Annotated in this window: 22 protein-coding genes; 9 read left to right on the top strand and 13 right to left on the bottom strand. The window is 73.2% G+C overall.

What is annotated here, in order from left to right; genetic code table 11:
• From DY240_RS16990 to DY240_RS16980, 3 genes are all read right to left on the bottom strand, one after another.
• The coding region (locus tag DY240_RS16990; protein ID WP_147375368.1) for a DNA glycosylase AlkZ-like family protein at positions 1–571 on the bottom strand (571 nt) is incomplete at its 3' end.
• A 3-nt stretch (positions 572–574) separates the two neighbouring features.
• Entirely contained in the window at positions 575–2248 is a 1674-nt protein-coding gene (locus DY240_RS16985; protein ID WP_119661029.1) for a DUF885 domain-containing protein, read from the bottom strand.
• Complete coding sequence (locus tag DY240_RS16980) at positions 2245–3744, bottom strand: MFS transporter (RefSeq protein ID WP_199701646.1); 1500 nt, start codon at positions 3742–3744, stop codon at positions 2245–2247. The genes DY240_RS16985 and DY240_RS16980 overlap by 4 nt, the downstream gene beginning before the upstream one ends.
• A gap of 68 nt (positions 3745–3812) precedes the next feature.
• Here DY240_RS16980 and DY240_RS16975 point away from each other — a divergent pair, with 68 nt between their 5' ends.
• Complete coding sequence (locus DY240_RS16975; RefSeq protein WP_119661027.1) at positions 3813–4325, top strand: MSMEG_6728 family protein; 513 nt, start codon at positions 3813–3815, stop codon at positions 4323–4325.
• On the opposite strand, the gene DY240_RS16970 is transcribed toward DY240_RS16975, so the two are convergent.
• From DY240_RS16970 to DY240_RS16960, 3 genes are all read right to left on the bottom strand, one after another.
• A complete protein-coding gene (locus DY240_RS16970; protein WP_119661026.1) occupies positions 4288–4722 on the bottom strand; it encodes a MarR family winged helix-turn-helix transcriptional regulator in 435 nt (144 codons plus the stop codon). The two genes, DY240_RS16975 and DY240_RS16970, sit on opposite strands and share 38 nt — an antisense overlap.
• Positions 4719–5183, bottom strand: coding sequence for a MarR family winged helix-turn-helix transcriptional regulator (locus DY240_RS16965; protein ID WP_119661025.1), 465 nt, complete (start codon positions 5181–5183; stop codon positions 4719–4721). Before DY240_RS16965 ends, DY240_RS16970 begins: the two co-directional genes overlap by 4 nt.
• 166 nt (positions 5184–5349) lie before the next feature.
• Complete coding sequence (locus tag DY240_RS16960) at positions 5350–6237, bottom strand: SDR family oxidoreductase (protein WP_119661024.1); 888 nt, start codon at positions 6235–6237, stop codon at positions 5350–5352.
• Between the two features lie 84 nt (positions 6238–6321).
• On the opposite strand from DY240_RS16960, the gene DY240_RS16955 reads away from it, so the two are divergent.
• The 4 genes from DY240_RS16955 to DY240_RS16940 all read left to right on the top strand — a co-directional run bounded on the left by DY240_RS16955 (position 6322) and on the right by DY240_RS16940 (position 11013).
• Positions 6322–6879: a TetR/AcrR family transcriptional regulator gene (locus DY240_RS16955; protein WP_119661023.1), complete on the top strand. Its 558-nt coding sequence runs from the start codon at positions 6322–6324 to the stop codon at positions 6877–6879.
• Positions 6880–6937: 58 nt separating this feature from the next.
• Positions 6938–8104, top strand: coding sequence for a sensor histidine kinase (locus DY240_RS16950; protein ID WP_119661022.1), 1167 nt, complete (start codon positions 6938–6940; stop codon positions 8102–8104).
• A 3-nt stretch (positions 8105–8107) separates the two neighbouring features.
• Complete coding sequence (locus tag DY240_RS16945; RefSeq protein WP_199701644.1) at positions 8108–8797, top strand: response regulator; 690 nt, start codon at positions 8108–8110, stop codon at positions 8795–8797.
• Positions 8798–8913: 116 nt separating this feature from the next.
• Entirely contained in the window at positions 8914–11013 is a 2100-nt protein-coding gene (locus DY240_RS16940) for an MMPL family transporter (RefSeq protein WP_119661021.1), read from the top strand.
• Positions 11014–11103: 90 nt separating this feature from the next.
• On the opposite strand, the gene DY240_RS16935 is transcribed toward DY240_RS16940, so the two are convergent.
• From DY240_RS16935 to DY240_RS16920, 4 genes are all read right to left on the bottom strand, one after another.
• Positions 11104–12339 (bottom strand): RNA polymerase sigma factor, encoded by a 1236-nt coding sequence (locus tag DY240_RS16935; protein WP_119661020.1) that lies wholly within the window; start codon positions 12337–12339, stop codon positions 11104–11106.
• Positions 12336–12674 (bottom strand): YciI family protein, encoded by a 339-nt coding sequence (locus tag DY240_RS16930; protein ID WP_119661019.1) that lies wholly within the window; start codon positions 12672–12674, stop codon positions 12336–12338. The genes DY240_RS16935 and DY240_RS16930 overlap by 4 nt, the downstream gene beginning before the upstream one ends.
• 79 nt (positions 12675–12753) lie before the next feature.
• Complete coding sequence (locus DY240_RS16925) at positions 12754–13353, bottom strand: GNAT family N-acetyltransferase (protein WP_199701643.1); 600 nt, start codon at positions 13351–13353, stop codon at positions 12754–12756.
• A gap of 29 nt (positions 13354–13382) precedes the next feature.
• The gene (locus tag DY240_RS16920; RefSeq protein ID WP_119661017.1) at positions 13383–13940 is read right to left on the bottom strand and encodes a DinB family protein; all 558 of its coding nucleotides are present in this window, start codon (positions 13938–13940) and stop codon (positions 13383–13385) included.
• A 55-nt stretch (positions 13941–13995) separates the two neighbouring features.
• Here DY240_RS16920 and DY240_RS16915 point away from each other — a divergent pair, with 55 nt between their 5' ends.
• The gene (locus DY240_RS16915) at positions 13996–14952 is read left to right on the top strand and encodes a helix-turn-helix transcriptional regulator (RefSeq protein ID WP_119661016.1); all 957 of its coding nucleotides are present in this window, start codon (positions 13996–13998) and stop codon (positions 14950–14952) included.
• Between the two features lie 7 nt (positions 14953–14959).
• Here DY240_RS16915 and DY240_RS16910 read toward each other — a convergent pair whose 3' ends face one another.
• Positions 14960–15952 (bottom strand): aldo/keto reductase, encoded by a 993-nt coding sequence (locus DY240_RS16910; protein WP_199701642.1) that lies wholly within the window; start codon positions 15950–15952, stop codon positions 14960–14962.
• Between the two features lie 104 nt (positions 15953–16056).
• Here DY240_RS16910 and DY240_RS16905 point away from each other — a divergent pair, with 104 nt between their 5' ends.
• Positions 16057–16899, top strand: a complete 843-nt coding sequence (locus DY240_RS16905; protein ID WP_407659331.1) for a helix-turn-helix transcriptional regulator — start codon at positions 16057–16059, stop codon at positions 16897–16899.
• A gap of 260 nt (positions 16900–17159) precedes the next feature.
• On the opposite strand, the gene DY240_RS16900 is transcribed toward DY240_RS16905, so the two are convergent.
• Entirely contained in the window at positions 17160–19802 is a 2643-nt protein-coding gene (locus DY240_RS16900; RefSeq protein WP_267901686.1) for a replicative DNA helicase, read from the bottom strand.
• A 365-nt stretch (positions 19803–20167) separates the two neighbouring features.
• On the opposite strand from DY240_RS16900, the gene DY240_RS16895 reads away from it, so the two are divergent.
• The gene (locus DY240_RS16895) at positions 20168–21505 is read left to right on the top strand and encodes an MATE family efflux transporter (RefSeq protein WP_119661014.1); all 1338 of its coding nucleotides are present in this window, start codon (positions 20168–20170) and stop codon (positions 21503–21505) included.
• A 594-nt stretch (positions 21506–22099) separates the two neighbouring features.
• Here the strand turns inward: DY240_RS16895 and DY240_RS16890 are convergent.
• Entirely contained in the window at positions 22100–23077 is a 978-nt protein-coding gene (locus DY240_RS16890; protein ID WP_119661013.1) for a helix-turn-helix domain-containing protein, read from the bottom strand.
• A 128-nt stretch (positions 23078–23205) separates the two neighbouring features.
• Here DY240_RS16890 and DY240_RS16885 point away from each other — a divergent pair, with 128 nt between their 5' ends.
• On the top strand, positions 23206–26559 hold the full coding sequence (locus tag DY240_RS16885; RefSeq protein WP_119661012.1) for a S8 family serine peptidase: 3354 nt from the start codon (positions 23206–23208) through the stop codon (positions 26557–26559).
• Positions 26560–26590: the final 31 nt, after the last annotated feature.

The following is a 26590-nucleotide window of genomic DNA, read 5'->3' as shown; positions in this document are numbered from 1 at the left end:
GATCGGCCGCCGGCGCGCGGTCGTCGAGCAGCGCGTACGTGTGCTGCTTGCCGCGCAGGGCGCCGCTGCAGATCAGCTGCTCCAGTTCGGCGAACATGAGGATGTACGCCAGCCGCGGCCCGGCGGCGACGATGCCGTGCCGTTCGAGCACCGCGGCGACCTCGGGGCGGGTCAGGTGCTCGCCACCGGCGAGTGCCTCGGTGACGACGTCCGCGGCTCGCCGCAGCAGGGCGTCGTCGAGCTCGGCCTGCCGGTAGTAATACGCGTTCAGCGCGTGCACCCGCGGCGCGGTCAGCGCCAGCAGCCAGCGGATGTCGGCCGGCGTGACGAAGTGCCACGTGGGCCGCAGCACGTGCGTTCGCAACAGCTCACCCTCGGCGAACGCGTGGTCGAGGCCGGCGTCGGTGACGGCGCCGCGAAGCCGCTGCGCGACGCCCCATTTCGCCGGGTGGTAGTCCTGCGACTGGACGGCGCCGAACCAGCCGACCACCTCGCCGGGCGTCGCCGCGTCGAGCGGGCCGCCCAGGCCGGTGGCACGCAGCCGGCGGCGGGCGAGCTCGGCGTCGTCCATCGGTCAGCCCTGCCGCGCGGCCCAGGTGCGGACGACCTCGTCGAGGACGCCCATGGGCAGCGGGCCGTTGCCGAGGACGACGTCGTGGAAGGCCTTGACGTCGAACCGGTCGCCCAGTGCGGCGGCGGCCTCGGCGCGGATGCGCTGGATCTCCAGCCGGCCCACCATGTAGGCCAGCGCCTGGCCGGGTGCGGAGATGTAGCGGTCGACCTCGGTCTCGATCTCGACCCGGCTGGTGGCGGTGTTGGCGACCATGAAGTCGACGGCCTGCTGACGGCTCCAGCCCTTGGCGTGCAGACCGGTGTCGACGACCAGCCGGCAGGCCCGCATGGAGTCCTCGCTCAGCATGCCGAGCCTCGCGATGTCGTCGGAGTACAGGCCCATCTCGTCGGCCAGCCGCTCGGCGTAGAGCCCCCAGCCCTCGTCGAACGCGGTGACCGAGGCGAGCCGGCGCAGCAGTGGCAGGTCGGTGAGCTCCTGGGCGATGGTGAGCTGGAAGTGGTGGCCGGGCACGCCCTCGTGGAACGCGACGGCCTCGGCGCTGTAGCGGTCGCGCTTCTCGGCCTCGTAGGTGTTGGCGTAGTAGGTGCCGGGGCGGCTGCCGTCCATGGCCGGCTGCATGTAGTAGGCGCCGGGGGCGCCGGGCGCCTCGGCGGCGGGCACCGCCTCGACGACGCAGCTCTGCGACGGCAGCCGGCCGAACCACTGGGGCGCGACCTGCTCGGCCCGCCGGATGGCCGAGCGCGCCGCCCTCAGCAGCTCGTCGGCGTCGCGCCAGCGCATGGCGGGGTCGGTGCGCAGCCGCTGGAGGATCTCGCTCAGCTCGCCGGTGCCGAAGACCCGCCCGCCGACGTCGGCGTACTCGTCGGTGAGCCCGGCCAGCACGTCGAGGCCGGTCTGGTGCAGCTCGTCGGGCGTGCGCGTGGTCGTGGTGTGTCCCAGGGTGGCCTTGGCGTAGAACTCCTCGCCGTCGGGCAGCCAGCACAGCCCGGCGCGGTCGTCGGGCCGGCCGTGCGGGACGACGTCGGCGGCGACGGCGTCGCGGTAGCGCCCGATGGCGGGGTGGACGACCTCGGCGAGCAGGCGGTCGCGCTCGGCCCGGAACGCCGTGGCGTCGGCGCCGCTGCCGGGCGCCGGCTCGGGCCGGCGGAGCGGATCGGCCTCGGGGCTGGCGAGGTAGCGGGTGAAGTGCTCGACGGTGGCCTCGGCCAGCCGGCGCACCGGGAGCCGGCCCGCGGCGATGCCGGCGCGGTGACGGCCGGCGATGACGTCGAGCAGCGCGGGCAGCCCGGCCAGCCGGGCGAGGTAGCCGTCGGCGTGGGCGGGTTCGGTGATGCCGGTCATCGGCAGGAACGAGAGCGTGGCGGGAGCCGGCGCGAAGAACGAGTCGGTGACGGTGTATTCGACTCCGCGCACGGCCAGGCGGTCGCGTTCGGTCTGGATCTGCTGCAGGATGACCGCCCGGGTGATGCGGTCGGCGTCGTCGAGCCCGGCGGGGTCGACGGCCTCGGCGCGCGCCGCGATGCCGGCCAGCCGGGCGTCGACCGCCGCCTCCCCCGCCTCGGTGTAGTCGGTGAGCTGGTCCTCGCGGTCGCGGAAGCCCAGCAGCGATGCCTCGAGCGGGGCGGCGTCGAACAGGGCGTCGATGAGTTCGTCGGCGAGGTGGGCGATGGTCATGCGGACTCCCACGGGTCGGCTCGTGGGACGACGGTATCCCGGCGGGCCGACAGGGCGACAACGGATATCGCCAGCACGGCGGCGAGCACCGCGCTCACCGTCGCGGCCACGACGATGCCGTCGGTGAAGGCCTCCCGCGCGGCCGCGAGCGCGGCCCCCGCGCCGCCCGCCGGCAGGTCCTCCGCCGCCGCGACGGCCGCGCCCAGCGTGTCCTCGCCGGTGCCGGCACCCCGGAACACCGCCGCCACAACGCTGCCCAGGACCGCGATGCCCAGCGCGCCGCCCAGCTGCGGCGCCATCGACGACAGCGCCGCGGCGGCACCGGCCCGCTCCGGCGGAGCGGCGCCCACCACCTGATCCGTGGCCAGCGCCATCATCGGGCCGAGCCCCGCCGACACCGTCACCGAGCCGGCCACCAGCAGGCCCAGCGACGACGTGGCCGTCAGCTGGGTGAGCAGCACGAAGCCGGCCGCCGACACCGTCAGGCCGGCGCCGATCACGATGCCGGGACGCACCCGGCGGACCAGCCGCGGCGCCAGCAGCGAGCCGGCGATCACCCCGAACGCCGACGGTGCCGTCCAGAGACCCGCGCGCAACGGCGAGAGGTCCTGCACCAGCTGCAGATACTGGGCGAGGTAGTAGTTCGCGCCCCAGAGCACGAAGATGCCGATCGCCAGCGTCGCGACGGCCACCGAGAACGCCGGGTCCCGGAACAACCGCACGTCGACCACCGGGTCGGCGAGCCCCTGCTGCCGCACGACGAACACCGTCCCGACCACCAGCCCACCGGCGACCGCCCCGGCGGCCGCCCAGCCGGCCCCGTCGACGGCGATCTCCTTCAGCCCCCACACCAGCGGCAGCACCGCGCCCAAGGACAGCAGCACGCTGACGCCGTCGATCCGCGGCGCGGCGGTGGTGCGGTGCTCCGGCAGCAGCACCGGGCCGAGGGCGAGGATCAGCACCATCACCGGGACGCCGAGCAGGAACACCGAGCCCCACCAGAACCGCTCCAGCAGCGCACCGCCGACCAGCGGGCCGATGGCCGTGCCGCCTGAGACGCTGGCGATGACGATCCCGACTGCGACGGCCCGCTGCCGCGCGTCACGGAACATCGTCGCCGTCAACGACAGCGTCGACGGCATCAGCGTCGCTCCGGCCACGCCCAGCAGCGCCCGCGCCGCGATCAGTGTCTCGGCACTGGGCGCGTAGGCGGCGACGACCGACAGGAGGCCGTACGCCCCGGCGCCGATCATCAGCAGCCGCCGCCGGCCGATCCGGTCGCCGACGGCGCCCAGCGCCAGCATCGACCCGGCCAGCAGGAACGCGTAGACGTCGACGATCCAGAGCAGTTGTGTCCCGGACGGCCGCAGGTCGGCGTCGATGGCCGGCAGCGCGAGGTGCGTGACGGTCAGCTCCAGCGACGCCAGCAGGGCGACGACGCAGAGCACGGCCAGTCCGGCCCACGCCCGGCGCGAGGATTCGGTGGTAGTGGTCACGGAGCACAGCGTCCAACCTCAACCATTATTGAGGTCAAGTCGTCGGCCGGTTCGGGTACGGCACCCGCATGCAGACCTTCCTGCCCTACCCGGAGTTCACCGCCAGCGCCGCGGTGCTGGACCAGCGGCGTCTGGGCAAGCAGCGGGTGGAGGCGCTGCAGGTCCTGCGTGCACTCGTCCGCCCTGGCTACGGCTGGCGGCATCATCCGGCCGCGTCGATGTGGGCCGGTTACGAGGAGGCGCTCACCCGCTATGGCCTGGACGTCTGCGCCCAATGGTGCACCCTGGGCCACGGCGACACCTGTGCGGCCACCCTCAGGTCCGACCTCGCCGCGGCCACCGGTATCCGGAACGTCCGGACCCAGCCGGAGCTGGCCGCGGCCGGTGAGCTGCCGCCGTGGCTGGGCGACGAAGAGTTCCATCGCAGCCACCGGTCGTCGCTGGTGCGCAAGGATCCGGAGCACTACGGACGGTGCTTTCCGAACGTCCCGGCGGATCTCCCCTACGTCTGGCCGGCGTCGGACCGCCCCCGCCGCCACCCCGTCACAGCTGCGACCGCAGCTCCGCCGCCCGCGCCGTGACGGTGGCGAGCACCCGGCGCGTGGTGGCCAGCTCGCCCGGCTCGATGCCGGCGTACAGCTCGGTGGTGACCGCGACGACGGCGGCGTGGAGCTCGTCGTACTGGACGCGGCCGGCCGGCGTCAGGCCCACCTGCTCGAACGCGTCGTAGGCCAGCATCCCGCGGTCCTCCAACGCGCAGAGCACCGCCGTGGCATCGGTCGCGTCGACGCCGAGGGCGAGGACCAGCCCGTCGCGCAGGGACGGCTGGGACACGCGGTCCGCCGCCGTGCCGAGGGTGCGCAGCGCGACCCACTCGGCGAGCGTGACGCCCTTGGCGTCGAGGACGACCGCGATCAGGGACTGGACGGCCTTGGCGGCGACGCCGATGTCGACGCCGGTGAGCGGGGTGATGATCACGGGTTCCTCCCGGGGTCGGGCGGCGGTGGGGCGTCGAGCAGCGTGGTCAGGGTGGCGACGAACTCGCGGGTCCGCTCGCTGGCCGGCCCGCCGAGGGGCTCGGCGAGCTGCTCCTGCAGCGTCATGACGCGGTCGCCGGCGGCCTGGGCGACCTCGGCGCCGTGGTCGGTGAGGGTGAGACGGACGGCCCGTGAGTCGGCCGGGTCGGTGGTGCGGCGCAGCAGACCGTTGCCCTCGAGGGTGCGGACCAGCTTGGAGACGAAGACGGGGTCGAGGCCGGTGTGGTCGGACAGCTCCCGCTGGCTGGGCTGCCCGCCGGCCCGGGTGACGCCGTAGAGGGTGGCGAGCACGGAGAACTGCGCCTGGGTGAGCCCGAACGGAGCGAGCGCGCGGTCGAGCAGCGCCCCCCACTTGGTCGCGAGCCGCCACACGAGGTAGCCCGCCGTCGGGTTCTTCTTCATCACCGGCAAAACTGTACGTGGACATTATGTCCACGGCAACCTTTTATCCAGACGGTCCGTCGGCAAGTCGTCCTCGATAGCGGGAGTTGCGTGCTGGGCGCCGTTTTCAGCTCCGGGCGCGGCTCCGACTATCGAGGCTGGTGATCACCACCCGGCGTGGCGACGCTCAGTAGGCGCCGGCCGCGATGTCCTCGAACAGCGTGGGGCCCGTGGGCGTCCAGCCGAGCATCGCCTGGGTGCGCTCGCTCGAGGCAGCGGCGTCGGCGCCGAAGAAGCGGGCCATCCAGCCGAAGTGCGCCTCGGCCTCCTCCGGCGGCACCGACACGGTCGGCAGCCCCAACCTGCGGCCGAGGGCGGCGGCGATGTCGCGGGAGAGCAGACCGCTCTCGGCGACGGCGTGCACCCGCGACCCGGCCGGCGCCTTCGCCAGCGCCAGCCGGACCAGCCGCGCCGCGTCGGAACGGTGCACCGCCGGCCAGCGCGTGTCGCCGGCGCCGATGTACCCGGCCGCGCCGCGCTCCTTCGCGATCGCCGCGAGGGTCGAGACGAACCCGGGGTCGCCCATGCCGTGCACGGTCGCCGCGAATCGCACCGCGACGGAGCGGACACCGCGGCCGGCGTAGCCGAGCGCGAGGTTCTCGCCGCCGCCGCGCATCGAGTCGGCGCCGTGGTTCGGCGACGGGTCGTCCTCGGTCACCTGGCGGCCCTCGACGAGGCCGGCCAGACCCGAAGCCAGCAGGAAGGGCCGGTCGCTGCCCGCGAGCTCGTCGAGCATGCGCCGTACGGCGGCGTGCTCGGTGCGGCCCGCGGCCGCGTAGTCGGAGAAGTCGTGCTTGAACGCGAGATGGACGACGGCATCGGCGGCGGCCGCGCCGGCCGCCAGACTCTCGGGGTCGTCGAGGCTGCCGCGGTGGACGGCTGCACCCTTGGCCGCGAGTGCGGCGGCGGAGTGGTCGGAGCGGGCGAGGCCGACGACCTCGTGGCCGTGGGCGAGGAGCTCGTCGGTGACGGCCGAGCCGATCCAGCCCGAGGCTCCGGTGACGAAGACGCGCATGGGACTTCCTCTCGTCGTGATGTCAGTGCCTGACATCAAAGAGTAGCGCGTGATGTCAGCGACTGCCATCACTAGACTCCGAGCATGGGGCGCTGGGAGCCGGACGCGAAGGGGCGCATGGTCCGCGCGGCGATGGAGCTGTTCGCCGAGCGCGGTTTCGAGCAGACCACGGCCGGCGACATCGCCGAGCGCGCCGGCGTCACCGAGCGCACGTTCTTCCGCCACTTCGCCGACAAGCGCGAGGTGCTCTTCGACAGCTCGCGAACACTCGAGCGCACGGCGGTCGAGGCGATCCTGGCCGCCCCGGCCGACGACCCCCCGCTCGACGCCGCGCTGGCCGGCATGCTCGCCGCCGGCGGCCTGCTGGAGGGCCGGCACGAGCACTCGGTCCGCCGCTCCGCCATCATCGCGGCCAATCCCGGCCTGCAGGAGCGCGAGCTGCTGAAGCTCGCCGCGCTGGCCGAGGCCACCGCCGACGCGCTGCGCAGTCGCGGCGTCGCCGACCCCGCCGCCACGCTGGCCGCGCAGAGCGCCGTCACGGTCTTCCAGGTCGGGTTCGCGCGCTGGGTCTCGGCCGAGGACCCGCCCGGCATCGGCGTCTGCATCACCGACGCGGCCGCGGCGCTGCGCGCCCTGCGGTGAGCGTTTCCCACTCCTGGGAGTGAGGACGCCGGCGCCCGGCGGCCTGGATACTGAGCCGATGGGGCGACTGAGCGAGTTCGGCGAACGGCTGGCCGCGTGGGGCCGCGGCCTGCCGCCGGTCGCCGTCGACGCCGTCATCGCGATCCTCTGTGCGCTCTACGTCATGTTCGACGCCGGCGTCGAGGACCGGTTCGCGTGGTGGGTGCCGTTGGGGGCCACCGCGAACTCGCTCCCGCTGATGTGGCGGCGCCAGTACCCGTTCGCCGTCGCCGGCATCACCGGCATCACCACGACCGTGCTCTCGCTGGCCGGCGGGCTCAACGACGTCCCCGCCGCACAGCTGGTCGCCACGTACACGTTCGCGTCGCTGTCGCCGCCGGTCAAGCGGCTCATCGGGGTGGCCGCCACCGTCGTGGGCGTCTCCGTGTCGATCCTGTTGCCGGACGACGAGGCGCTGAACCTCGGCGTGATCGGCATCTTCTTCGCCGGCGCCTACGCCCTCGGGGTCTCGGCCCGGGCCCGCCGCGACCGCATCGCCATGCTGGAGGAGCGGGCGCTGCGGCTCACGAAGGAACAGGAGACCGCCGCGACCCGGGAACGCGAGCGGATCGCCCGCGAGATGCACGACATCCTCGCCCACTCGATGAGCCTCGTCGTGGTCCAGGCGGAGGCCGGGCCGGTCGCCGTCCGGCATGATCCCGACCGCGCGGAGCAGATGTTCGACACCATCTCCGTCACGGCCCGCGACGCCCTGGCCCAGCTGCGCCGCGTGCTCGGCGTGCTGCGGGCGGGGGACGACGGCGACGGTGACGGCGGTCGCGCCCCGCAGCCCGGCCTCGACGGCCTCCCCGGCCTGGTCCGCCGGGTCGGCGACGCGGGCCTGGCGGCGACGTTCACCGAGGACGGCGCGCCTCGGCCGGTCCCGGCGGACGTCGCCGCCACGGTGTACCGGATCGTCCAGGAGGCGCTCACCAACACCGTCAAGCACGCGGGCGCCGGCCGCGTCGACGTACGGCTGGGCTGGACCGACGACCACCTGCGCATCGAGGTGACCGATGACGGCGCCGGCCCGCCGAGCGGTCCCGGGACACCGTCCGCCGACGGGAGTGGGCACGGCCTGATCGGCATGCGCGAGCGGGTCGCCGCGGCCGGCGGGACGCTCGACACCGGGCCGGGACCCGGCGGCGTGGGCTTCCGCGTGACCGCGTCCGTGCCCTTAGATTGACGTGTGCCCGAGCCGACCATCCGCGTGCTGATCGCCGACGACCAAGCGCTGGTGCGTGGCGGCTTCGCGATGATCCTCGACGCGCAGCCCGACATCGCCGTCGTCGGCGAGGCCGAGGACGGCGCGCAGGCCGTCGCCGCCGCCCGCGAGCTGCGGCCCGACGTCGTGCTCATGGACATCCGCATGCCGAACATGGACGGCATCGAGGCGACCATCGCGATCTGCCGCGAGACCGACGCCCGGGTGCTCGTACTCACCACGTTCGACCTCGACGAGTACGTGTACGACGCGCTGCGGGCCGGCGCCAGCGGGTTCCTGCTCAAGGACATGCGCCGCGACGAGCTGGTCGAGGCGGTCCGCGTCGTCGCCTCCGGCGAGGCGCTGCTGGCGCCGTCGGTCACCCGGCGGCTCATCGCGGACGTCGTCGGCCGCGCCGGTGGCCCGCCGGGTGCCGGTCAGGGGGCCGCCGACGGCCGGCTGGACGTGCTGACCGCCCGCGAGACCGAGACGCTTCGCCAGGTCGCCCGCGGGCTGTCCAACGCCGAGATCGCGGCCGAGTTGTTCGTCACCGAGCACACCGTGAAGACGCACGTGAGCAGCATGCTCAGCAAGCTCGGCCTGCGCGACCGCGTCCAGGCGGTCGTGCTCGCGTACGAGACCGGCCTGGTCGTGCCGGGAGAGTCTCACTCCTGAGAGCGAGGCGCCCGCTCCTGGGAGCGGTGCGCGAATCCGCTCTTCACGGCGATCCGCCGCGGCGGGTCCGAGGACCACGATCGATCCAGTCCATCGGAACCCCCAAGGAGGCCGCCATGTTGCGCAGCATCACCGGGTTCGCCGTCAGGCGGCCCCTGATCGTCATCCTCGCCTGGGTCGCCGTCGTCGCCGCCGGCTTCGGCATCGGCACCGGCGTGTTCGACCGCCTCACCTCCGATGTCGGCACGGTGCCGGGCAGCGAGTCCGCGCAGACCGAGGAGCGGGTCGACGACGCCGCGCCGCAGCCGGACACCGTCACCGCCGTCATCACCGGAGCCTCCGCCGCGGCGATGGAGGCCGGGCTCGCCGACGTCGCCGCGCTGCCGGGCATCGAGTCGGTCTCGCCGCCGTTGCCGTCGGAGGCGGGCGACGCGGTCCTCGTCGAGATCGCCCTCTCGCCCGGGCTCGAGGACGACGGCGAGGGCGAGGCGGCGCAGGCCGCGGAGCGGCTGGAGTCGATCGACGCGACGTCGGTCGTCGTCGCCGGCGGCCCGCTGTCCGATGTCGAGTTCGCCGAGACCGCCCAGGAGGACGTGGCCCGCGCGGAGATGCTGACCATGCCGGTCGTGCTGATCCTGCTGCTGGTCGTGTTCGGCGGGCTGCTCGCGGCCGGGCTGCCGCTGCTGGTGGCCGGCGTCGGCGTCGGAGCGACGTTCGGGATCCTGTTCGCGTTCAGCCACGTCACCGACGTGTCGGTGTACTCGATCCAGATCACGACGATGCTGGCCGTCGGCCTCGCCGTCGACTACGCGCTGCTGATGGTGAGCCGGTTCCGCGAGGAGCGCCGGACGGCGCCCGACGTGCGGGAGGCCGTGCTGCGGACGGCGGCGACCGCCGGGCGGACGGTCGTGTTCTCCGGGTTGACGGTGGCCGTCGCGCTGGCCGGGCTGGTGGTCTTCAACGACCCGTTCCTGCGCTCGATGGGGCTGGCCGGCGCCGGCGTCGTGGTGGCGGACATGGTCGCCGCGCTGACCCTGCTGCCGGCGCTGCTGGCGACGTTCGGCCACCGGATCTCGCCGTCACGCGAGCGGTCCGGTGACGGCGTGTTCGCCCGGGTCGCCCGCGGCGTGCAGAAGCGGCCCGTCCTCACGCTGGTCACGACCGCGGCGGCGCTGGTCACACTGGCGGTACCGGTCGCGGACATGCACATCTCGCAGGGCGACCCGCGCATGCTGCCGACGTCCACGGACACCCGCGAGCTGTGGACGCAGCTGGGCACGCACTTCCCCGAGCAAGCGCGGTGGGCCGGCGACATCGAGGTCGTGGCGTCGGCTCCGGCCGACTCGGTGGCCGGGCTGCGGGACGCCGTCGAGGACCTGCCCGGCATCGCGTCGGTCGAGGTCGTGCCGTTGACGGACGAGCTCACCGGGCTGGCCGCGACCCCGGCCGGCGACGCCGAGGGCCAGGCCGCGCAGGACGCCGTCCGGGCGATCCGTGACCTCGACCTGCCGTACGAGGTGCAGGTCGGCGGCGACACCGCGACGCTGGTGGACTACCGGGCGATGCTGGCCGACCGGCTGCCGTGGGCGATCGCGCTGGTGGCGCTCGGCACGCTGGCCCTGCTGTTCGCGTTCACCGGCTCGATCCTGCTGCCGATCAAGGCGATCCTCACCAACCTGCTGAGCATCGGCGCCGCCCTCGGCGTGGTCGTCTGGGTGTTCCAGCAGGGTCACCTCGCCGGGCTGGTCGGCGCCGACGGCCTCGGCTACCTGCACCTGACCGTCCCGATCCTGGTCGGCGCGATCGCGTTCGGGCTCTCCGTCGACTACGAGGTGTTCCTGCTGTCGCGGATCCGCGAGCGCTGGCTGGCCGGCGACGGCGCATCGGGCTCGGTGGTGGCCGGGCTGCAACGCACCGGCGGCATCGTCACGGCGGCCGCGCTGATCATCGGGGTGGTCTTCGCCGGGTTCGTCTTCGGCGGGTTCGCGCCGATCAAGGCCATCGGGCTCGGGCTGGTGCTGGCGATCGCGCTGGACGCCGTCGTCGTCCGCATGCTCCTCGTCCCGGCGACGATGACGCTGCTGGGCTCGCGCAACTGGTGGCTCCCCCGGCCGCTGCGCCGGGTGCACGAGCGGCTGGCGCTCACCGAGTCCGCTCCGTCGCCGGCCGCGCCCGCCGAGGCGTCCGCCGAGCGAGGGCCCGCCCTGGTCGGCTGACCCCGACCCCGTCCCCCACCTACGTTGATCTTGGAGTTGTTCGGCCTATCCCGGGCGAAATGTCCGAGAGATACCCGAACAACTCCAAGATCAACTTTGCGTTGTGACGTCGCGAAGGCGACGCTCCAGCAGCCGGCGCTCGGCGTCAGTACGGGCGACGGCGATGGCGGCGCGGTAGGCGGCGGCCGCCTCGGAACGCCGTCCGGCCCGGCGCAGCAGGTCGGCGCGGACAGCGGGCAGCGGCGGGTAGTCCGCCAGCTCGTCGCCGAGCTCGTCCACGAGGGCCAGCCCGGCCGCCGGACCGTCGCGGAAGGCGACCGCGACCGCCCGGTTCAGTGCGATCACCGGCGACGGACGCAGCGCCAGCAGCGCGTCGTAGGCGATGACGATGCGGGCCCAGTCGGTGGCGTCGGCGTCGGGGGCGGTCGCGTGCAGCGCGGCGATCTCGGCCTGCAGCCGGTAGTAGCCGGGCGGGCGGCCGGTGGACCGGGCTGCGGCGAGCGCGGCCAGGCCGGCGTCGACCCGGTCGCGATCCCAGCGGCCGCGGTCCTGGTCCTCCAGCGAGACCAGCTCGCCGGCGTCGGTCCGGGCCGCGCGGCGGGCGTGCTGCAGCAGCAGGAGCGCGTGCAGGCCGAGCGCCTCGTCGTCACCGGGGAGCAGCTGCACGACCAGACCGGCCAGCTGCACGGCCTCGGCGGCGAGGTCGTCGCGGAACGGCTCGCCCTCGGTGGCCGCGTAGCCCTCGGTGAAGATCAGGTACACGACGGCCAGGACGGCGGCCGTGCGCTCGGCCAGCCGGTGCGGCTCGGGCACGCGGAAACCGATGCCGGCGTGCTCGATCTTGTTCTTCGTCCGCAGCAGCCGCTGCCCCATCGTCGCCTCGCTGACGAGGAACGCCCGGGCGATCTGCCGCGTCGACAGCCCGGCCACCGACTTCAGCGTCAGCGCCACCCGGCCGGCCATCGGCAGCGCCGGGTGGCAGCAGGTGAACAGCAGCTTCAGCCGGTCGTCGCCGTACGGGCCGGGGTCGTCGCCGGTGAGGTCGCGGGCCAGCTCGGCCAGCGCCTGCGCCTCCTGGAGCTTCGTCCGCTCGGTCTGACGGCGGCGCAGGGTGTCGACGGCGCGCCGCCGGGCGGTCGTCGTCAGCCAGGCGCCGGGGTTGTCGGGGACGCCGTCGGCGGGCCAGCGCTCCAGCGCCCGCTCGACGGCGTCCTGCACGCAGTCCTCGGCCAGGTCGAAGTCGCCGGTGACGCGGATCAGCGCGGCGACGATGCGCAGCCGCTCGGCGGCGACGACGTCGGCGACCGCGCCGCGCGCGTCCGTCACCCGTCGAGGGGCCAGAACGGCCGCAGCTCCAGCCGTCCGGTGTAGGCCATGGGGTGCTTCGAGGCGATCTCGATCGCCTCGTCGAGGTCGGCGCACTCGAGCACGTCGAAGCCGGCGATCCACTCGCTCACCTCGGCGAACGGGCCGTCGGTGACCAGCAGCTCGCCGCCGCGCACCCGCACGGTCGTCGCGTCGGCCGACGGGCGGAGGCGGTCGCCGATGACATGCTTGCCTGCGCCGGTGACGTAGGCGACCCACTCCTCGATGTCCGGCGCCGCGGCGGCGTCGGCTTCGGTGTGGTCCTTGTCGGTGGTGACGAACATCAGGTACTTCATGGCGGGGCTCCTTCGCAGGGATCCTGTCATCTTCGCGGTACTCCCCTACGACGAGCGGGACGGCCGCGATCCGACACACCTACGCGCGGAATTCCACCCGCATCACGACGCGGCGCTTGGTGGGATGGCTGACCTGGGTGAACCCCGCCTCCTCGAAGACCTGCCGGGCGCCGACGTGCAGCTCACCCCACGTGATCTCCTTGCCCGGCTCGGTGATCATCGCGTACGCCTCCAGAGCCTGGGCGCCGCGGTCGCGGGCGTAGCCGACGGTGGCCGCGGCGAGGTGGTACGTCAGGCCGCGGCCGCGATAGCCCTTGCGGACGATCGCGCAGGTCACCGACCACACGCCGGGGTCGTCACGGTCCTCGTCGCGGCCCCGCCAGACCACCGGGCTGCGGCTGTGGAACAGCCCCGGGTAGGCCAGGCGCGGCTCGACGGCCACCCAGCCGGCGGGCTCGCCGTCGACGTAGGCGACCAGCCCGCTGGTGCGCTCCGCGTCAGGCTCGTCGCAGTGCGTCTGCTCCTCCTGCATCGCGACCCGTTCGTCGAACGTGGTGTCGCGCCAGATCCAGCCCTCGACCTTGAACCGCTGGCAGCGGCAGCGCGCCGCGTAGTCGGCCGTCCCGAAGACCAGCGTCAGGTCGTGCCAGGACGCCTGGTTGGCCGGGACGACTCTCACCTGATCGGCACGGACCGGTTCCTTCGGCTTCACGACGCCGGCTGCGGCGGGTCCTCACCCACCAGGCCGTCGACGTTCTCGCGGAGCAGGTCGGCGTGCCCGGTGTGGCGGATGTAGTGCTCGACCGCGTCCACGAGCACGCGGCGCAGGTTCGGGTGGTCGCCGGACTTCGTGGTGAAGATCGACGGCTGGTCCAGCCCGCCGGTCGCGAGCACCGTCGCCCACGCCGCCCGGGACCGCTCGACCGCCGCGCGCCACAGGGCGTACAGCTCCTCCGGCGTGTCGTCGGCGGCCGAGTGCCAGTCCCACTCGGGGTCGGCGTCGAAGTTCTCCTGCGTCCACGGCTCGGGCATGGGGTCGCCGGTGATGAACTCGTTGATCCGCATGTCCTCGCAGAGCGCGACATGTTTGACCAGCCCGCCGAGCGTCATGGCCGACGGCGGCAACGGCTTGTTGAGGGCGTCGGCGTCGAGGCCGCCGCACTTCCAGGCGAACTGCGCCCGGGCGCGCTCGAGGGCGAACATCAGCATCTCGACCTCGTCGCCCGCCATCGACTCCTTGATCACGGTCATGTCCTGAAGGTCCATGGGAGGCACGCTAGAGTCTGTTCCGGACGTTCTGCTTCCGGTTTGGAGGTCGATCGTGTCGGTCGATGCGAGTCCGACGGCGCGGGCGCTGCTGGCGCTCGAGCTGATCCAGGGTGCGCCGGGCATCACGGCCGAGCGCCTCGCCGGCAAGCTCGGCGTCACCGAGCGGGCCGCCCGCCGCTACGTCGGCATCCTGCGCGAGGCCGGCCTGCCGATCGAGTCGGCCCGCGGGCCGTACGGCGGGTACCGGCTCGGCCGCGGCGTCCGGCTGCCGCCGCTGCTGTTCAGCGCCGCCGAGGTGCTCGGCCTGGTCATGGCCGTCCTCGACGGCCACCACGACGCCGCCGACGCCGCCGACCCGGTCGGGAGCGCGCTGGGGAAGCTGCTGCGCGCGCTGCCCGAGCCGATCGCCCACCAGGCCGAGGCGGTCCGGCGCACGACGGCGCCGGCTCCGGACCGCGCCGCCGCCCGCCCCTCGCCGGAGATCGCGACGGCGCTCGTGCAGGCGTGCGCCGACCGCCGCCAGGTGCGGCTGGACTACCGGTCCGAGGCCGGCTCGGAGTGGTCCGCCGACGTCGAGCCCTGGGCCGTCGTCGTCCGGCACGGCCGCTGGTACCTGCTGTGCTGGTCGCACGGTGCCGCCGCACGGCGAGCGTATCGGGTGGATCGCGTCACGGCGGTGTCCGTGCTGGACGCGTCGTTCACGCCGCCGGCCGACCTCGATGCCGTCGCCGAGCTCGAGGCGCATCTGGCGAAGGGCTGGGAGTTCGACACCGAGGTGATCATCGAGGGGCCGCTGGAGAAGGTGCGGCCGTGTGTGCCGCCCATGCTCGGCCTCCTGGAACCGCTCGACGACGAGACGACTCGCCTGACCGGCAGCACCAGCAACCCCTGGTGGTACGCCGAGCAGCTGGCCCGGCTGCCGGTCCCGTTCCGCATCATCAAATGCGTCGAGCTGCAGCACACCGCCCGCGCCGTCGGCCAGCGCCTCGTCGACGCCTCCGGCCTCTAGGGACGGCTCACCGCTCGCTGTCGAGGTCGGCCATGAACGCCGCCGGGTAACGCTCGCCACGGGCCGACCCCGGCGGGACCAGCTCGTCGATGCGGGCGAGGTCGTCGCCGTCCAGCCTGATGGCCGTGCTACCGATCATCGACGCCACCTGCTCGGTGCGGCGCGGCCCGACCACGGGGACGATGTCGTCGCCCTGGGCCGCGACCCAGGCGATCGCCAGCTGCGCCGGCGACGCGCCCTTCGCCTCGGCCAGTCCCCGGAGCCGGGCGACGAGCGCGTCGTTGTGCTCGCGGTTGGCGCCCTGGAAGCGCGGCTGCATCGCGCGGCCGCCGTCGATCGAGCCGCTGCCGCCGATCAGCCCGCGCGAGAGCACGCCGTAGGCCGTGATGCCGATGCCGAGCTCCCGGCAGGTGGCCAGGATCTCGTCCTCGATGCCCCTGCTGAGCAGGGAGTACTCGATCTGCAGGTCGCAGATGGGCGCCACCGCCGCCGCACGGCGGATCGTCTCGGCGCCGACCTCGCTCAGCCCGATGTGGCGGACGTAGCCCTGCTCCACCAGCTCGGCGATCGCGCCGACGGTGTCCTCGATCGGCACACTGCGGTCGAGCCTGGCGGGACGGTAGATGTCGACGTGATCGGTGCCGAGACGCTGCAGGGAGTACGTGAGGGAGTTCCGGACGGCGGCCGGGCGGCCGTCGAAGCCGGCCGGAGGGCGTCCCGGCGCCAGAAGGGCGCCGAACTTCACCGAGAGCACGACGTCGTCGCGGTCGCGGCCGCGCAGTGCCCGGGCGATCAGCTGTTCGTTGTGGCCGGCGCCGTAGAAGTCACCGGTGTCGAGCAGCGTGCCGCCGGCGTCGAGGTAGCCATGGATGACCTGGATGCTCTCGTCGTCGTCGGTGCGGCCGTAGGCGCCGGAGAGGCCCATGCAGCCCATGCCGGGAGAGGTGACGGCGGGACCGGTGCGGCCGAGCATGCGGGTGTCGAGTGTCGCTGTCGTCATGCCCTCCAGCGTCGGCGCGGCCGGGCGGCGCGTGCAGGCGCAACGCATCCAGGGACACACTCTCCCTGGATGTCGTCGCGGCCGGGTTGCACCATGGAGACGTGATCGATCGTCCCGGCCTCGCCGACTTCCTCCGTCGCCGCCGCGAGGTGCTGCGCCCGGCCGATGTCGGCCTGCCCGCCGGCGTCCGCCGTCGCACTCCCGGCCTGCGGCGCGAGGAGGTGGCGCAGCTGGCCGGCGTGTCCACCGACCACTACTCGCGGCTGGAGCAGGCGCGCGGCTCCGCCCCGTCCCCGGCCGTCGTCGCGGCGCTGGCCCGGGCGCTGCGCTGCGACCTCGACCAGCGCGACCACCTGTTCCACCTGGCCGGACTGTCCGCGCCGCCCCGCCTGGCCGGCGGCCACATCCGGCCGGGCCTGATCGCGCTCGCGAGCCGCCTCGTCGACGTCCCCGTCTGCATCCTGAGCGACATCGGCGAGGTGCTGTGGCGGAACGCCCTGCACGCGGCGCTGGTGGGCGAGCGGGACGTCCGGCCCGGCCGCGAGGGCAACGTCTACTGGCGCTGGTTCACCGACCCCACGGCCCGCGAGCTGGCACCCGAGGAGGACCGGCCGCGGCTGTCCGCGTCGCACGTCGCCGACCTCCGCTCGACCCACTCCCGCCGCGCCGGCGACCGCGACGTCACCGAGCTGGTCGACGACCTGCTCGACCGCAGTGCCGAGTTCCGCGCGCTGTGGGAGCGGCACGACGTCGCCGTGCGCCGCTCCGACGTCAAGAGCTTCGTCCACCCCGAGGTCGGGCTGGTCCGGCTGCGCTGCGAGGTGCTGCTCACGCCCGACGAGGACGTCGAACTGCTCGCGTACTTCCCCGTCGAGGGCACCGACGCGGCGGAGAAGCTGGAGCTGTTGCAGGTGATCGGCACCCAGAACTTCCAGACGACCACCTGACGTCAGGTCGCCCGGGTGGCCACGGCCGCGGTGGTCGCCAGTGCGCGGTCAACCCCCGAGCATCGCCGTCGTCCGGCCCCGTGCCGACCACCGGAGGGCGCGTGATCACAGGGGGGCGATCAAGACCATCGTCGGTATGAACTGACAGCCCGAGCTGGGCCCCGATATCAGGCCACCTGTCGAGGACCGCGCTGGGGATGAGTGGCACCTCGTGGTTCGGCCAACCTGGCGGCACCCCGTCGGCCTCCGGCAATGGAAGCTCACTGGGCCATGTCGACGAAGCGGCTGTAGTGACCCTGGAAGGCGACCGTGATGGTGGCGGTCGGGCCGTTACGGTGCTTGGCCACGATGAAGTCGGCCTCACCCGCCCGCGGCGACTCCTTCTCGTAGGCGTCCTCGCGGTGCAGCAGGATCACCATGTCGGCGTCCTGCTCGATGCTGTTGTGGGTGGCGACGCCGTCGGCGATGAAGTTGTGGGTGCCCATGACCGTTGCGTCGTAGACGTCTTGTTCGCCGAGCGGCTCGATGGCGACGACCTCGTCCCACAGGAGGTCATTGGTGGCGTACATCTCCAGCTCCGCGCTACCGAGGACCGAGGCCACACGACTGAGCCGTTCCCGGCTGGGCGCATGCTTCCACATCGCGCTGCCGCCGAATGTCGTGTTCATGGCGGCCGCGAACTGCCGATGTGTCATGCCCTGCTCGGCCAGGATGGCCCGGACGTCCTGCCAGACCTCGCGCGGCACGGTGTCGACGTTGGCGTTCGACGTACCGGCCTCGAGCACGGTCAGCAGGCGAGCGCATGCCGCCGACCGGGCCCCGTGGCAGCCGATCTCGCGCAGGAACCGCAACTGCTCGTCTCGACCGGAGACGTCGAGGGTGTACTGCGGCCGGTAGCCGGACTTCGGCGTCGCGATCCGCAAGCGGGTGGAGATGCCGTAGCGCAGCAGCAGCCGCGAAACACCGTCGAGCAGCCGCCGGCTCGTCGAGGCGTAGTAGATGCGGCCGGACCGGCCGTTGCGGTTCACCGTCACCGATCCGTCGGTGGCCCACAAGTGCCTGAGGAACATTGTGATCTGCGCCTTCGGCAGGCTGAAGACGGCATCGGGAATGAACTTCTCGTGTGAGCGCAGCCCGAACAGGCCGAGCCCGTCGAGCCAGGCGGCGACCGGGTTGCGCCGCCCGTGCGTCAGCCGGTACGGGGCGGGCAGCCGCAGTGTCGTCACGCGGGCGGCCGCATAGTCGTCGCGGACGGCAGTGATGCCGAAGTGCCGTGCCGCCTCGGTGACGGCCGCCAGGTTCTCCTCGTCGACCGACGCGTAGCGAATCGGCTGGCGACGGACGAACGAGCCGTCGCCGATGAGATGCGCGAGCATCACGACCTCGGCATCGGCCCATTGCTGCGTCACCAGCGGCGCAGGGACGTGCCGCGGCACCGCGAGCCTGGCGCCCACGGAGAGCTCACCCAGCGGACGCCAGCCGTCGTAGGTCAGGAACGGGTGGTTCGCCGTCGCGTCGATCTGCTTGCCGGAGGCGAGCCGGAGCCGGAAGGTCTCCTTGCGGCCACTCGGGAACGCGTGCGTCATGGTCCGCGGGACGTACCGAAGGCTCTCGTCGAGACTCCAGACCGGGATGTCGCGCGCCCCCGATGCCAACAGCTCGCCGATGGTGATCTCCGCACCGGTGTCGGCCCGCATGATGCGCGTCGACGCCGGCAGGCAGCCGGATTCGCGGAGGTCCGACAGCATCGGCTTCTTGTCCTGACGCTGTTCCGGACCACGGTTCAGCTGGCTCATCGCGATGACCGGGACCTCGAGCTCCTTGGCCAGCAGCTTCAGCGCCCGGGAGAACTCCGCGACCTCCTGCTGGCGGCTCTCGACCCGCTTGCCGCTGGTCATCAGCTGCAGGTAGTCGATGATGACGAGACGGAGATCGTTGCGCTGCTTCAGCCGCCGGCACTTGGCGCGGATCTCCATCATCGTCATGTTGGGCGAATCGTCGATGTACAGCGGCGCACTGGAGACCTCGCCGGTGCTGCGGGCGATGCGGTTCCAGTCGTCGTCGGTCATCTGGCCCGAGCGCATGTGGTGCAGCGGGACCTTAGCCTCGGCGGAGAGCAGCCGCATGGTGATCTCGTTGCGGCCCATCTCGAGGGAGAAGATGACCGAGGTCAGGCCGTTCTTGATGGACGCGGCCCGAGCGAGATCCAGTCCCAGGGTCGACTTGCCGACCGCGGGCCGAGCGGCGAGGATCACCAGCTGGCCGGGGTGCAGGCCGTTGGTGAGGGCATCGAGGTCGGTGAAGCCGGTGGGGACGCCGACCATCTGGCCGCCGCGCGAGCCGATGGCCTCGATCTCGTCGAGCGTGCCCTCCATGATCTCCGAGAGCGGGTGGTAGTCCTCGGACGCCCGCTTCTCGGTGATGGCGTAGATCTCGGCCTGGGCGCGGTCGACGATGGCGTCGGCGTCGCCGTCTTCGCCGTAGCCCCACTGGGTGATGCGGGTGCCGGCCTCGACGAGGCGGCGCAGGATGGCCCGCTCGCGCACGATCTCGGCGTAGAACCCGGCGTTGGCCGCCGACGGCACGGAGGAGACCAGCGTGTGCAGGTACGGCGCGCCGCCGACCCGGCCGAGCTCGCCGCGCTTCTGCAGCTGGGCCGCGACGGTGACGGCGTCGGCGGGCTCGCCACGGCCGTAGAGGTCGATGATCGCCTCGTAGACGGCCTCGTGCGCCGGGCGGTAGAAGTCGTTGCCACGCAGGATCTCGACGACGTCGGCGATGGCGTCCTTGGACAGCAGCATGCCCCCGAGCACCGACTGCTCGGCGGCGACGTCCTGCGGCGGCGTACGGCCGTAGTCAACAGGCGCCTCCTCCCGGCGATCGGGCAGCTCAGCGACGCTCACGCGACCCCCTCAGGCACCGGCTGGTCCATACATACGTTCTAACAGCCGCCACCGACATTCCTCGCCAGGCAGGCACTCCTCGACTGCTGTGTCGCGAACCTACGGCCCGCCTCGGCGCGTCGCCAAGTCCATGATCCACAGGCGCTGTGGACGGCCTGTGGAAGCGCCCCGTAAACGATCATCCCCAACTGTGGACAACCCTGGGGACAGCCGCCCGGCCGGTTGTTCACAATCGCGGCGTCGCCGCAGATCACCCGTCAGGTTTCTCGTCCACCGGGTGTGGACGGAGATCCACAGGGCAAGATCTCAGATGGCGAGACACCGGTCACGCGATGACAGGTGTCACCCCTACCGTCGGTGCTGCCATGACTCGACATCCGTTCCGGCGGCACCCGGCCGACGGCGAGATCCTGCGGCTCGCGCTGCCCGCACTCGGCGCACTGGTCGCCGAGCCGCTGTTCCTGCTCACCGACTCCGCGATCATCGGCCATCTCGGCACGCCCGAGCTGGCCGGACTGGGCATCGCGTCGACGGTGCTCGCGACGCTGGTGAACGTGTCGATCTTCCTCGCCTACGGGACGACGGCGGCGGTGGCCCGGATGCTGGGCGCGGGCGACCACGCGGGCGCACTGCGTTCCGGCATCGACGGCTGCTGGCTGGCCGTGCTGATCGGCGTCGCCACCCTCGTGGCCGGCTGGCCGTTGACGCCGTGGGTGGTGTCGCTGTTCGGACCCGGCGACGACGTGGCCGAGCACGCCGAGACGTACCTGCGCATCAGCTTCCTCGGCATCCCGTCGATGCTGCTGGTCCTCGCCGCCACCGGCGTGCTGCGCGGCCTGCAGGACACGAGGACCCCGCTGTACGTCGCGGTGACCGGCGCGGTCGCGAACGTCGCGCTCAACGTCGTCCTGGTGTACGGGCTCGACCTCGGCATCGGCGGTTCGGCGCTGGGCACCGTCATCGCCCAGACCGGCATGGCCGCGGTGTTCGTCCGGGTCGTGGTCCGCGGCGCCCGGCGCGAGGGCGTCGCCCTCAGGCCGGACGGGCGCGGCGTCGCCCAGGCGTTCGGCGCCGGCGTGCCGCTGATCGTGCGGACGGTCGCCATGCGGGTCGCGCTCATCGTCATCACCGTGGTGGCGGCCGGGCTGGGGACGGCCGCGCTGGCCGCGCACCAGGTGGCCTTCACGACGTGGACCCTACTGGCGCTGATCCTCGACGCGGTCGCGATCGCCGCCCAGGCGCTGGTCGGCCGTGCGCTCGGCGCCGGCGACATCGACGGCGCGCGCTCGATCACCCGGCGCATGGTCCAGTGGGGTGTGCTGTCCGGGGTCGCGCTCGCCCTGCTCCTGCTGGTGATCGGCAACGGCTACGCGCGTCTGTTCACCCCCGACGCCGAGGTGCGCGAGCTGCTGTTCGCCGCACTGGTCGTCGCCGCGGCCATGCAGCCGATCGCCGGGTGGGTGTTCGTGCTCGACGGCGTGCTGATCGGCGCCGGCGACGGGCGGTACCTGGCCTGGGCGTCGGTGCTCTCGGTCGCGGCGTTCCTGCCCGCCGCCTGGGCCGTGGCGGCGTCGGACGCGTCCGGGCGGGCCGGCCTGATGTGGCTCTGGGGCGCCATCGGCCTCTGGGTGCTGATGCGGCTGGTCACGCTCGCCCTGCGCGAGCGCCAGGACACCTGGATGGTCACCGGCGCTGTCCGCTGAGGGCGGTACTCCACCACCCGTCCCCCTGCTGCGTTGGGCCGTCCCGTGCTGCGTTGTTCCCGTCCCCCTGCTGCCCGATTGTCTTGGCCGCGCACGCGCGCCTCAAGCGGACTATTGGCGCTTCGCGCGACGATGACCGCTTGACCCGCACGCACGCGGCGAAGACTGGGCAGCTATCAGGGGGACGGGGACAATGTGGCGACGGCTCCAGGCCTCTGCGCCCGTTTCGGTGTGAGTTTGGTGTCGTAGAGCGTCCACTAGGTGAGATTTCACCGTGATTCGGGAGCCATCACGAGGATTACCTGAGGGTCAACACCCCTACAGGCATGGTGAAGCTCACGGAATCCTCGTGATGTAGGCGATCGCCGATGATCATCGCCGTCCACGACCCGACAAAGCACGCGAAACGGGCACGACAAGCGTGAGGCGTGCCCACATCCTCCCCGTCCCCCTGATAGCTGCCCGTTCTTGGCCGCGAACGGGCGAGTCAAGCGGTCCCCGCCGCGCGAAGCGCCAAGTTGGTCCGCTTGACGCGCCCGGTCGCGGCAAGAGAATGGGGCAGCAGGGGGACGGGGAGCCCCACGTCACGAGGGGTCAGGCCCAGCCCCGCTTGGCGGCCTGGAAGCCCAGCTGCAGCCGGGTGTCGGCACCGGCGACGTCCATGAGCGCGCGCACCCGCCGCTGCACCGTCCGCAGCGACATGTCCAGCAGGTTCGCGATGGCCTGGTCGGTCAGCCCGGCCAGTAGGAGCCCGAAGATCCGGGCGTCGAGCGCGGTGAGCCCCGACGGCGGCCGCTCGGCCAGCGCGCCGCCGGTGCCGAGCACCAGCGGCACCGCCTCGTCCCACACCTTCTCGAACAGCGCCATCAGCGCATCCAGCAGCCCGCTCTGGTGGACCAGCAGCGCACCGACCGCCCGTGACTCGCCGGACACCAGCGGCACCAGGGCGATCTGGCGGTCGACCACCAGCAGCCGGATCGGCACCTCCGGCGCGACGCGCACCTCCTCGCCGTCGGCGAGGGCGGCCTCGGCGGCGGCCGCGAAGCCGGGGCGGTCGAACGCCGCCCGCTCGAGGACGACGCGGAAGCGGACGCCCCGCTCCACGGCGGCCTCCTCGGCGGTGTTCTCCTCGCCGGAGATCGCGATGACCTCGGCCTTCGTCAACCCGAGCACCTCGGACCGGGCCGAGGCCTGCAGTTGCATGAACCGCTGCGCCACCGCCTGCGCGCCGTAGACGACGTCGACCACGTCGCCGACGCTGCGGTCGGACTCGGTGCGCCGGTACGCCTCCGTCAGCGCGGCGATCTCGACCTCCGCGCGGCGCAGCTCCTCCTGCCGGTCGACGACGAGGGCGGCCAGCGCGACGGACGGCGGCGAGGCCACGTAGTGCTCGGGGCTGGCGCTGGACCGGGCGGCGAGTCCGCGGCGCTCCAAAGACGCCAGCGCCGTCGCCGCCTCGCCGGGCCGGACGCCCAGGCGTGCGGCCAGCGCGGCGACGTCGGCGGACGGCACCTCGACCAGCGCGCGATAGGCGGACTCCTCCGCCTCACCCAACCCCAGCACATCGAACACGATGCCTCCTCTGCTCGTGTGTCGTCGCTGGCGGATACCGGTCATGACGCATTCGCGTCACGGTGCATTGTCCTGGATCGTGGCAGATTTACGAATGGTCTGTCTCCTCACGAAAGCGGGGCCGTACCGTGCCTGCCCTCCGCCGCACCGCCGTCGCCCTGACGTTCGCGCTGGCCGCGCTGCCGCTCACCGGCCAGGCCGCCGCGCCGGCGGACGACACTCCCGTGACGCCGCTGCCGCAGATCCCCGACGGCGTCGAGGCCGGCGGCGTCCGCACCGTCACGCTGATCACCGGCGACGTCGCCGTGCTCACGTACGGGTGGGGCGGGACGCCGGCGGTGCGGGTGCAGTCCGACGACCCCGGCGGCTACGACGTGCGCACCGAAGGCGACGATGTCTACGTCATCCCGGCGTCGGCAGAGGAGGCGCTGGCGGCAGACCGCGTCGACCGGCAGCTGTTCAACGTCACCGGGCTGGTCGAACAGGGCCTGGACGACGCCTCGACCGGCAGCATCCCGCTGATCGTCACCTATGCCGGCGGCGCCGCATCCTCCCGCGGCGCCGCCCTCCCCACCGGCACCGAGCGGACCGCCGGCCTGCCGTCGATCGGCGCCGACGTCGTCGACGCCGACAAGGCCGCCACCGAGGCTATCTGGAACGCCGTGGCGCCACAGCGGACGACGTTCGGCCGCCAGGTCGACAAGATCTGGCTGGACGCCCGCGTCGCGCCGGTGCTGGACGAGAGCGTCCCGTACGTCGGCGCGCCGGAGGCCTGGGCGGCCGGGTTCGACGGCACCGGCAGCACGGTCGCCGTCCTCGACACCGGCATCGACGCCGAGCACCCCGACCTCGCCGACGCCGTCGTCGCCGCCGAGAACTTCACCACCAGCCCCGACGTCACCGACCACGACGGCCACGGCACCCACGTCGCGTCGACGGTGCTCGGCTCCGGCGCCGCGTCCGGCGGAAGCCACCGCGGCGTCGCGCCGGGCGCGGACCTGCTGGTCGGCAAGGTGCTCGGCGACGACGGCTTCGGCGAGCTGTCGTGGATCATCGCCGGCATGGAGTGGGCCGTGGCCCAAGGCGCCGACGTCGTCAACATGAGCCTCGGCAACACCGAGCTGGGCGCCTGCGACGACCCGATGGCGCAGGCGGTCGACGCGCTGTCGGCGGCGTCGGACACGCTGTTCGTCATCGCCGCCGGCAACCTCGGCGGACCCGCCGAGACCGTCACCAGCCCCGGCTGCGCCGCCAGCGCGCTCACCGTCGCCGCCGTCGACCTCACCGACGCGACGGCGAGCTTCTCCGGCCGCGGCCCGGTGCCGGTGACGCACGCCGTCAAGCCGGACATCGCCGCGCCGGGCGTGGACGTCACCGCCGCCCGCGCCGGGGGCCGCGGCGACGCCGCGTACACGGACCTGAACGGCACCTCGATGGCCACGCCGCATGTCGCCGGGGCCGCCGCGGTCGTCCGGCAGGCGCACCCGGACTGGACGGGCGAGCAGGTCAAGGCCGCGCTGCAGAGCTCGGTGCGCGCCGCCGGCGACGTCGACGTCTACGAGCAGGGCGCCGGCATCCTCGACGTCGCCGCGGCCGCGACCGCCCGCCTCAGCGGGCCGGGTACCGTCGACCTCGGCACGCTGGCCTGGCCGCACGACCCGTCCGAGGCCGTCACCACCGACGTCGTCTACACGAACACCGGCACCGCCGACGCCACGCTGACGTTCACGCTGGACGCCCGGGGCGAGAACGGCGCCGAGCTGCCGGCGGAGGCGACCGGCCTCGGCGCGACGACGCTGACCGTCCCGGCCGGCGGCACCGCCGCGCTGCCCGTCACGTTCGACCCGTCCGTCCTCGACTACGGGCACTACGGCGCCGTCAGCCTCCGGCTGGTCGCGAGGGCCGGCGACGCGACCGTCGTCACCCCGATCGGCGCGTACGCCGAGCCGCAGCACGTCGACGTCACGTTCCGGGTGCTCGGCCGCGACGGCGCTCCGGCCGGCGACATCAGCACGCTGGACGTGTTCGACCTGGACAGCATCGCGGCGCAGCGCATCGGCCTCGACGGCGCCGACGTCACGCTGCGGCTGCGCGCCGGGACGTACTCGATCGCCGCCACCGTCGCCACGACGGACCCCGAGACGTTCCAGGTCACCGAGGCGGCGTTCCTGGCCGAACCGGAGCTCCGCTTGGTGCGCGACCGCACCGTCACGCTCGACGCCCGCCGCGCGGTGCCGGTCCGGGTCCGCACCGACGAACCGCTGCGGCTGCACAGCGGCAGCGTGTCGTACGCCCGCATCGCCGACAACTGGATCCTCTCCAACACCCGGTACTTCCGCGACAGTCTGCGGACGCTGTACCTGGGCCGCATGGCCGACGTCAGCCGCGGCGCCTTCGACGTCACCGAGTCGTGGCTCTACACGACGCCCGACGGCGCCACGGAGCCGGCCGACTACCACCTCGTCTACCCGCACACCGGCACGATCACGACACGCGACGTCAACCACCGGGTCGAGCGGGACCGGCTGGCCCGCATCGACTCGACGTACCACACGCCCGGCGCCGCCGACCGGTACACGCAGTACGTCGACGCGTACAGCGCGCAGCGGGAGGCCTACGTCCCGCTCGGCGACGTCGTGCACTTCCCGGCGCCCGGCACGCGGACGGCGTACGTGACCGCCGACGTGCCGGTCCGCCAGACGGTCGTCCACCCCGACGGCACGCAGTGGTTCTGGGGCACGCCGATGTCGTCGGCGACCCGGCCGCTGGAGCCGGGCAGCCGCACCGCGGAGACCTGGTACGGCGCCGGGCTGCGGCCCGCGGTCCCGGCCGGCGCTCAGGGGCCGTACGACCCGTCCGGGCGGGCCGGCAACGTCATCTGGACGAACCTCCCGGCCTGGGCCGACAGTCAGCCCGGCCACTTCGCGTGGAACGGCCTCAACGACCTCGGCAGCATGGAGCTGTTCGCCGCCGGTCAGTCGCTGGGCCGGTGGGGCTTCTACGGCCAAGGCCAGTGGGACGTGCCGGCCGCCGCCACCGAGTTCGAGCTGGTCTACGACCTCGTCCGGTTCGACCGCAGCTTCTCGACCTGGACGTCGCCGCTGTTCACCCAGACCAGCTGGCGGTTCACCTCGTCGGCGCAGGACGACGGCGGCGCGCTGCCGCTGCTGTTCCCGTCCTACGACGTCGACGTCGACGCGCAGAACCGGGCGGCGGCCGTGGAGAGCTACCGCGTCGAGGTCGGCGTCGAGGCGACGCCGTCGTACTCGCCGGGCGGGCTCACCGCGGCCACGGCCTGGGTCTCCTACGACGACGGCCAGACGTGGACGGAGGTGCCCGCGACGCTCGACGGCGACACCGTCGTCGCGACGGTCGACAACCGGTCGGCCGCCGGCGGGCACGTCTCGTTCAAGGTGGAGCTCACCGACGCCAACGGCGTCGGCGTGACCCAGTGGACGCAGCGGCTGTACGGCGTCGTCTGAGGCGGGTTGCCGGGGCGCTCGGAGTTCGCCT

It is taken from the genome of Jiangella rhizosphaerae (genome assembly GCF_003579925.1).
In the GTDB taxonomy this organism is placed as follows: domain Bacteria; phylum Actinomycetota; class Actinomycetes; order Jiangellales; family Jiangellaceae; genus Jiangella; species Jiangella rhizosphaerae.
Note: the sequence above shows the minus strand (reverse complement) of the source record. Positions and strands in the feature narration are given on the sequence as shown.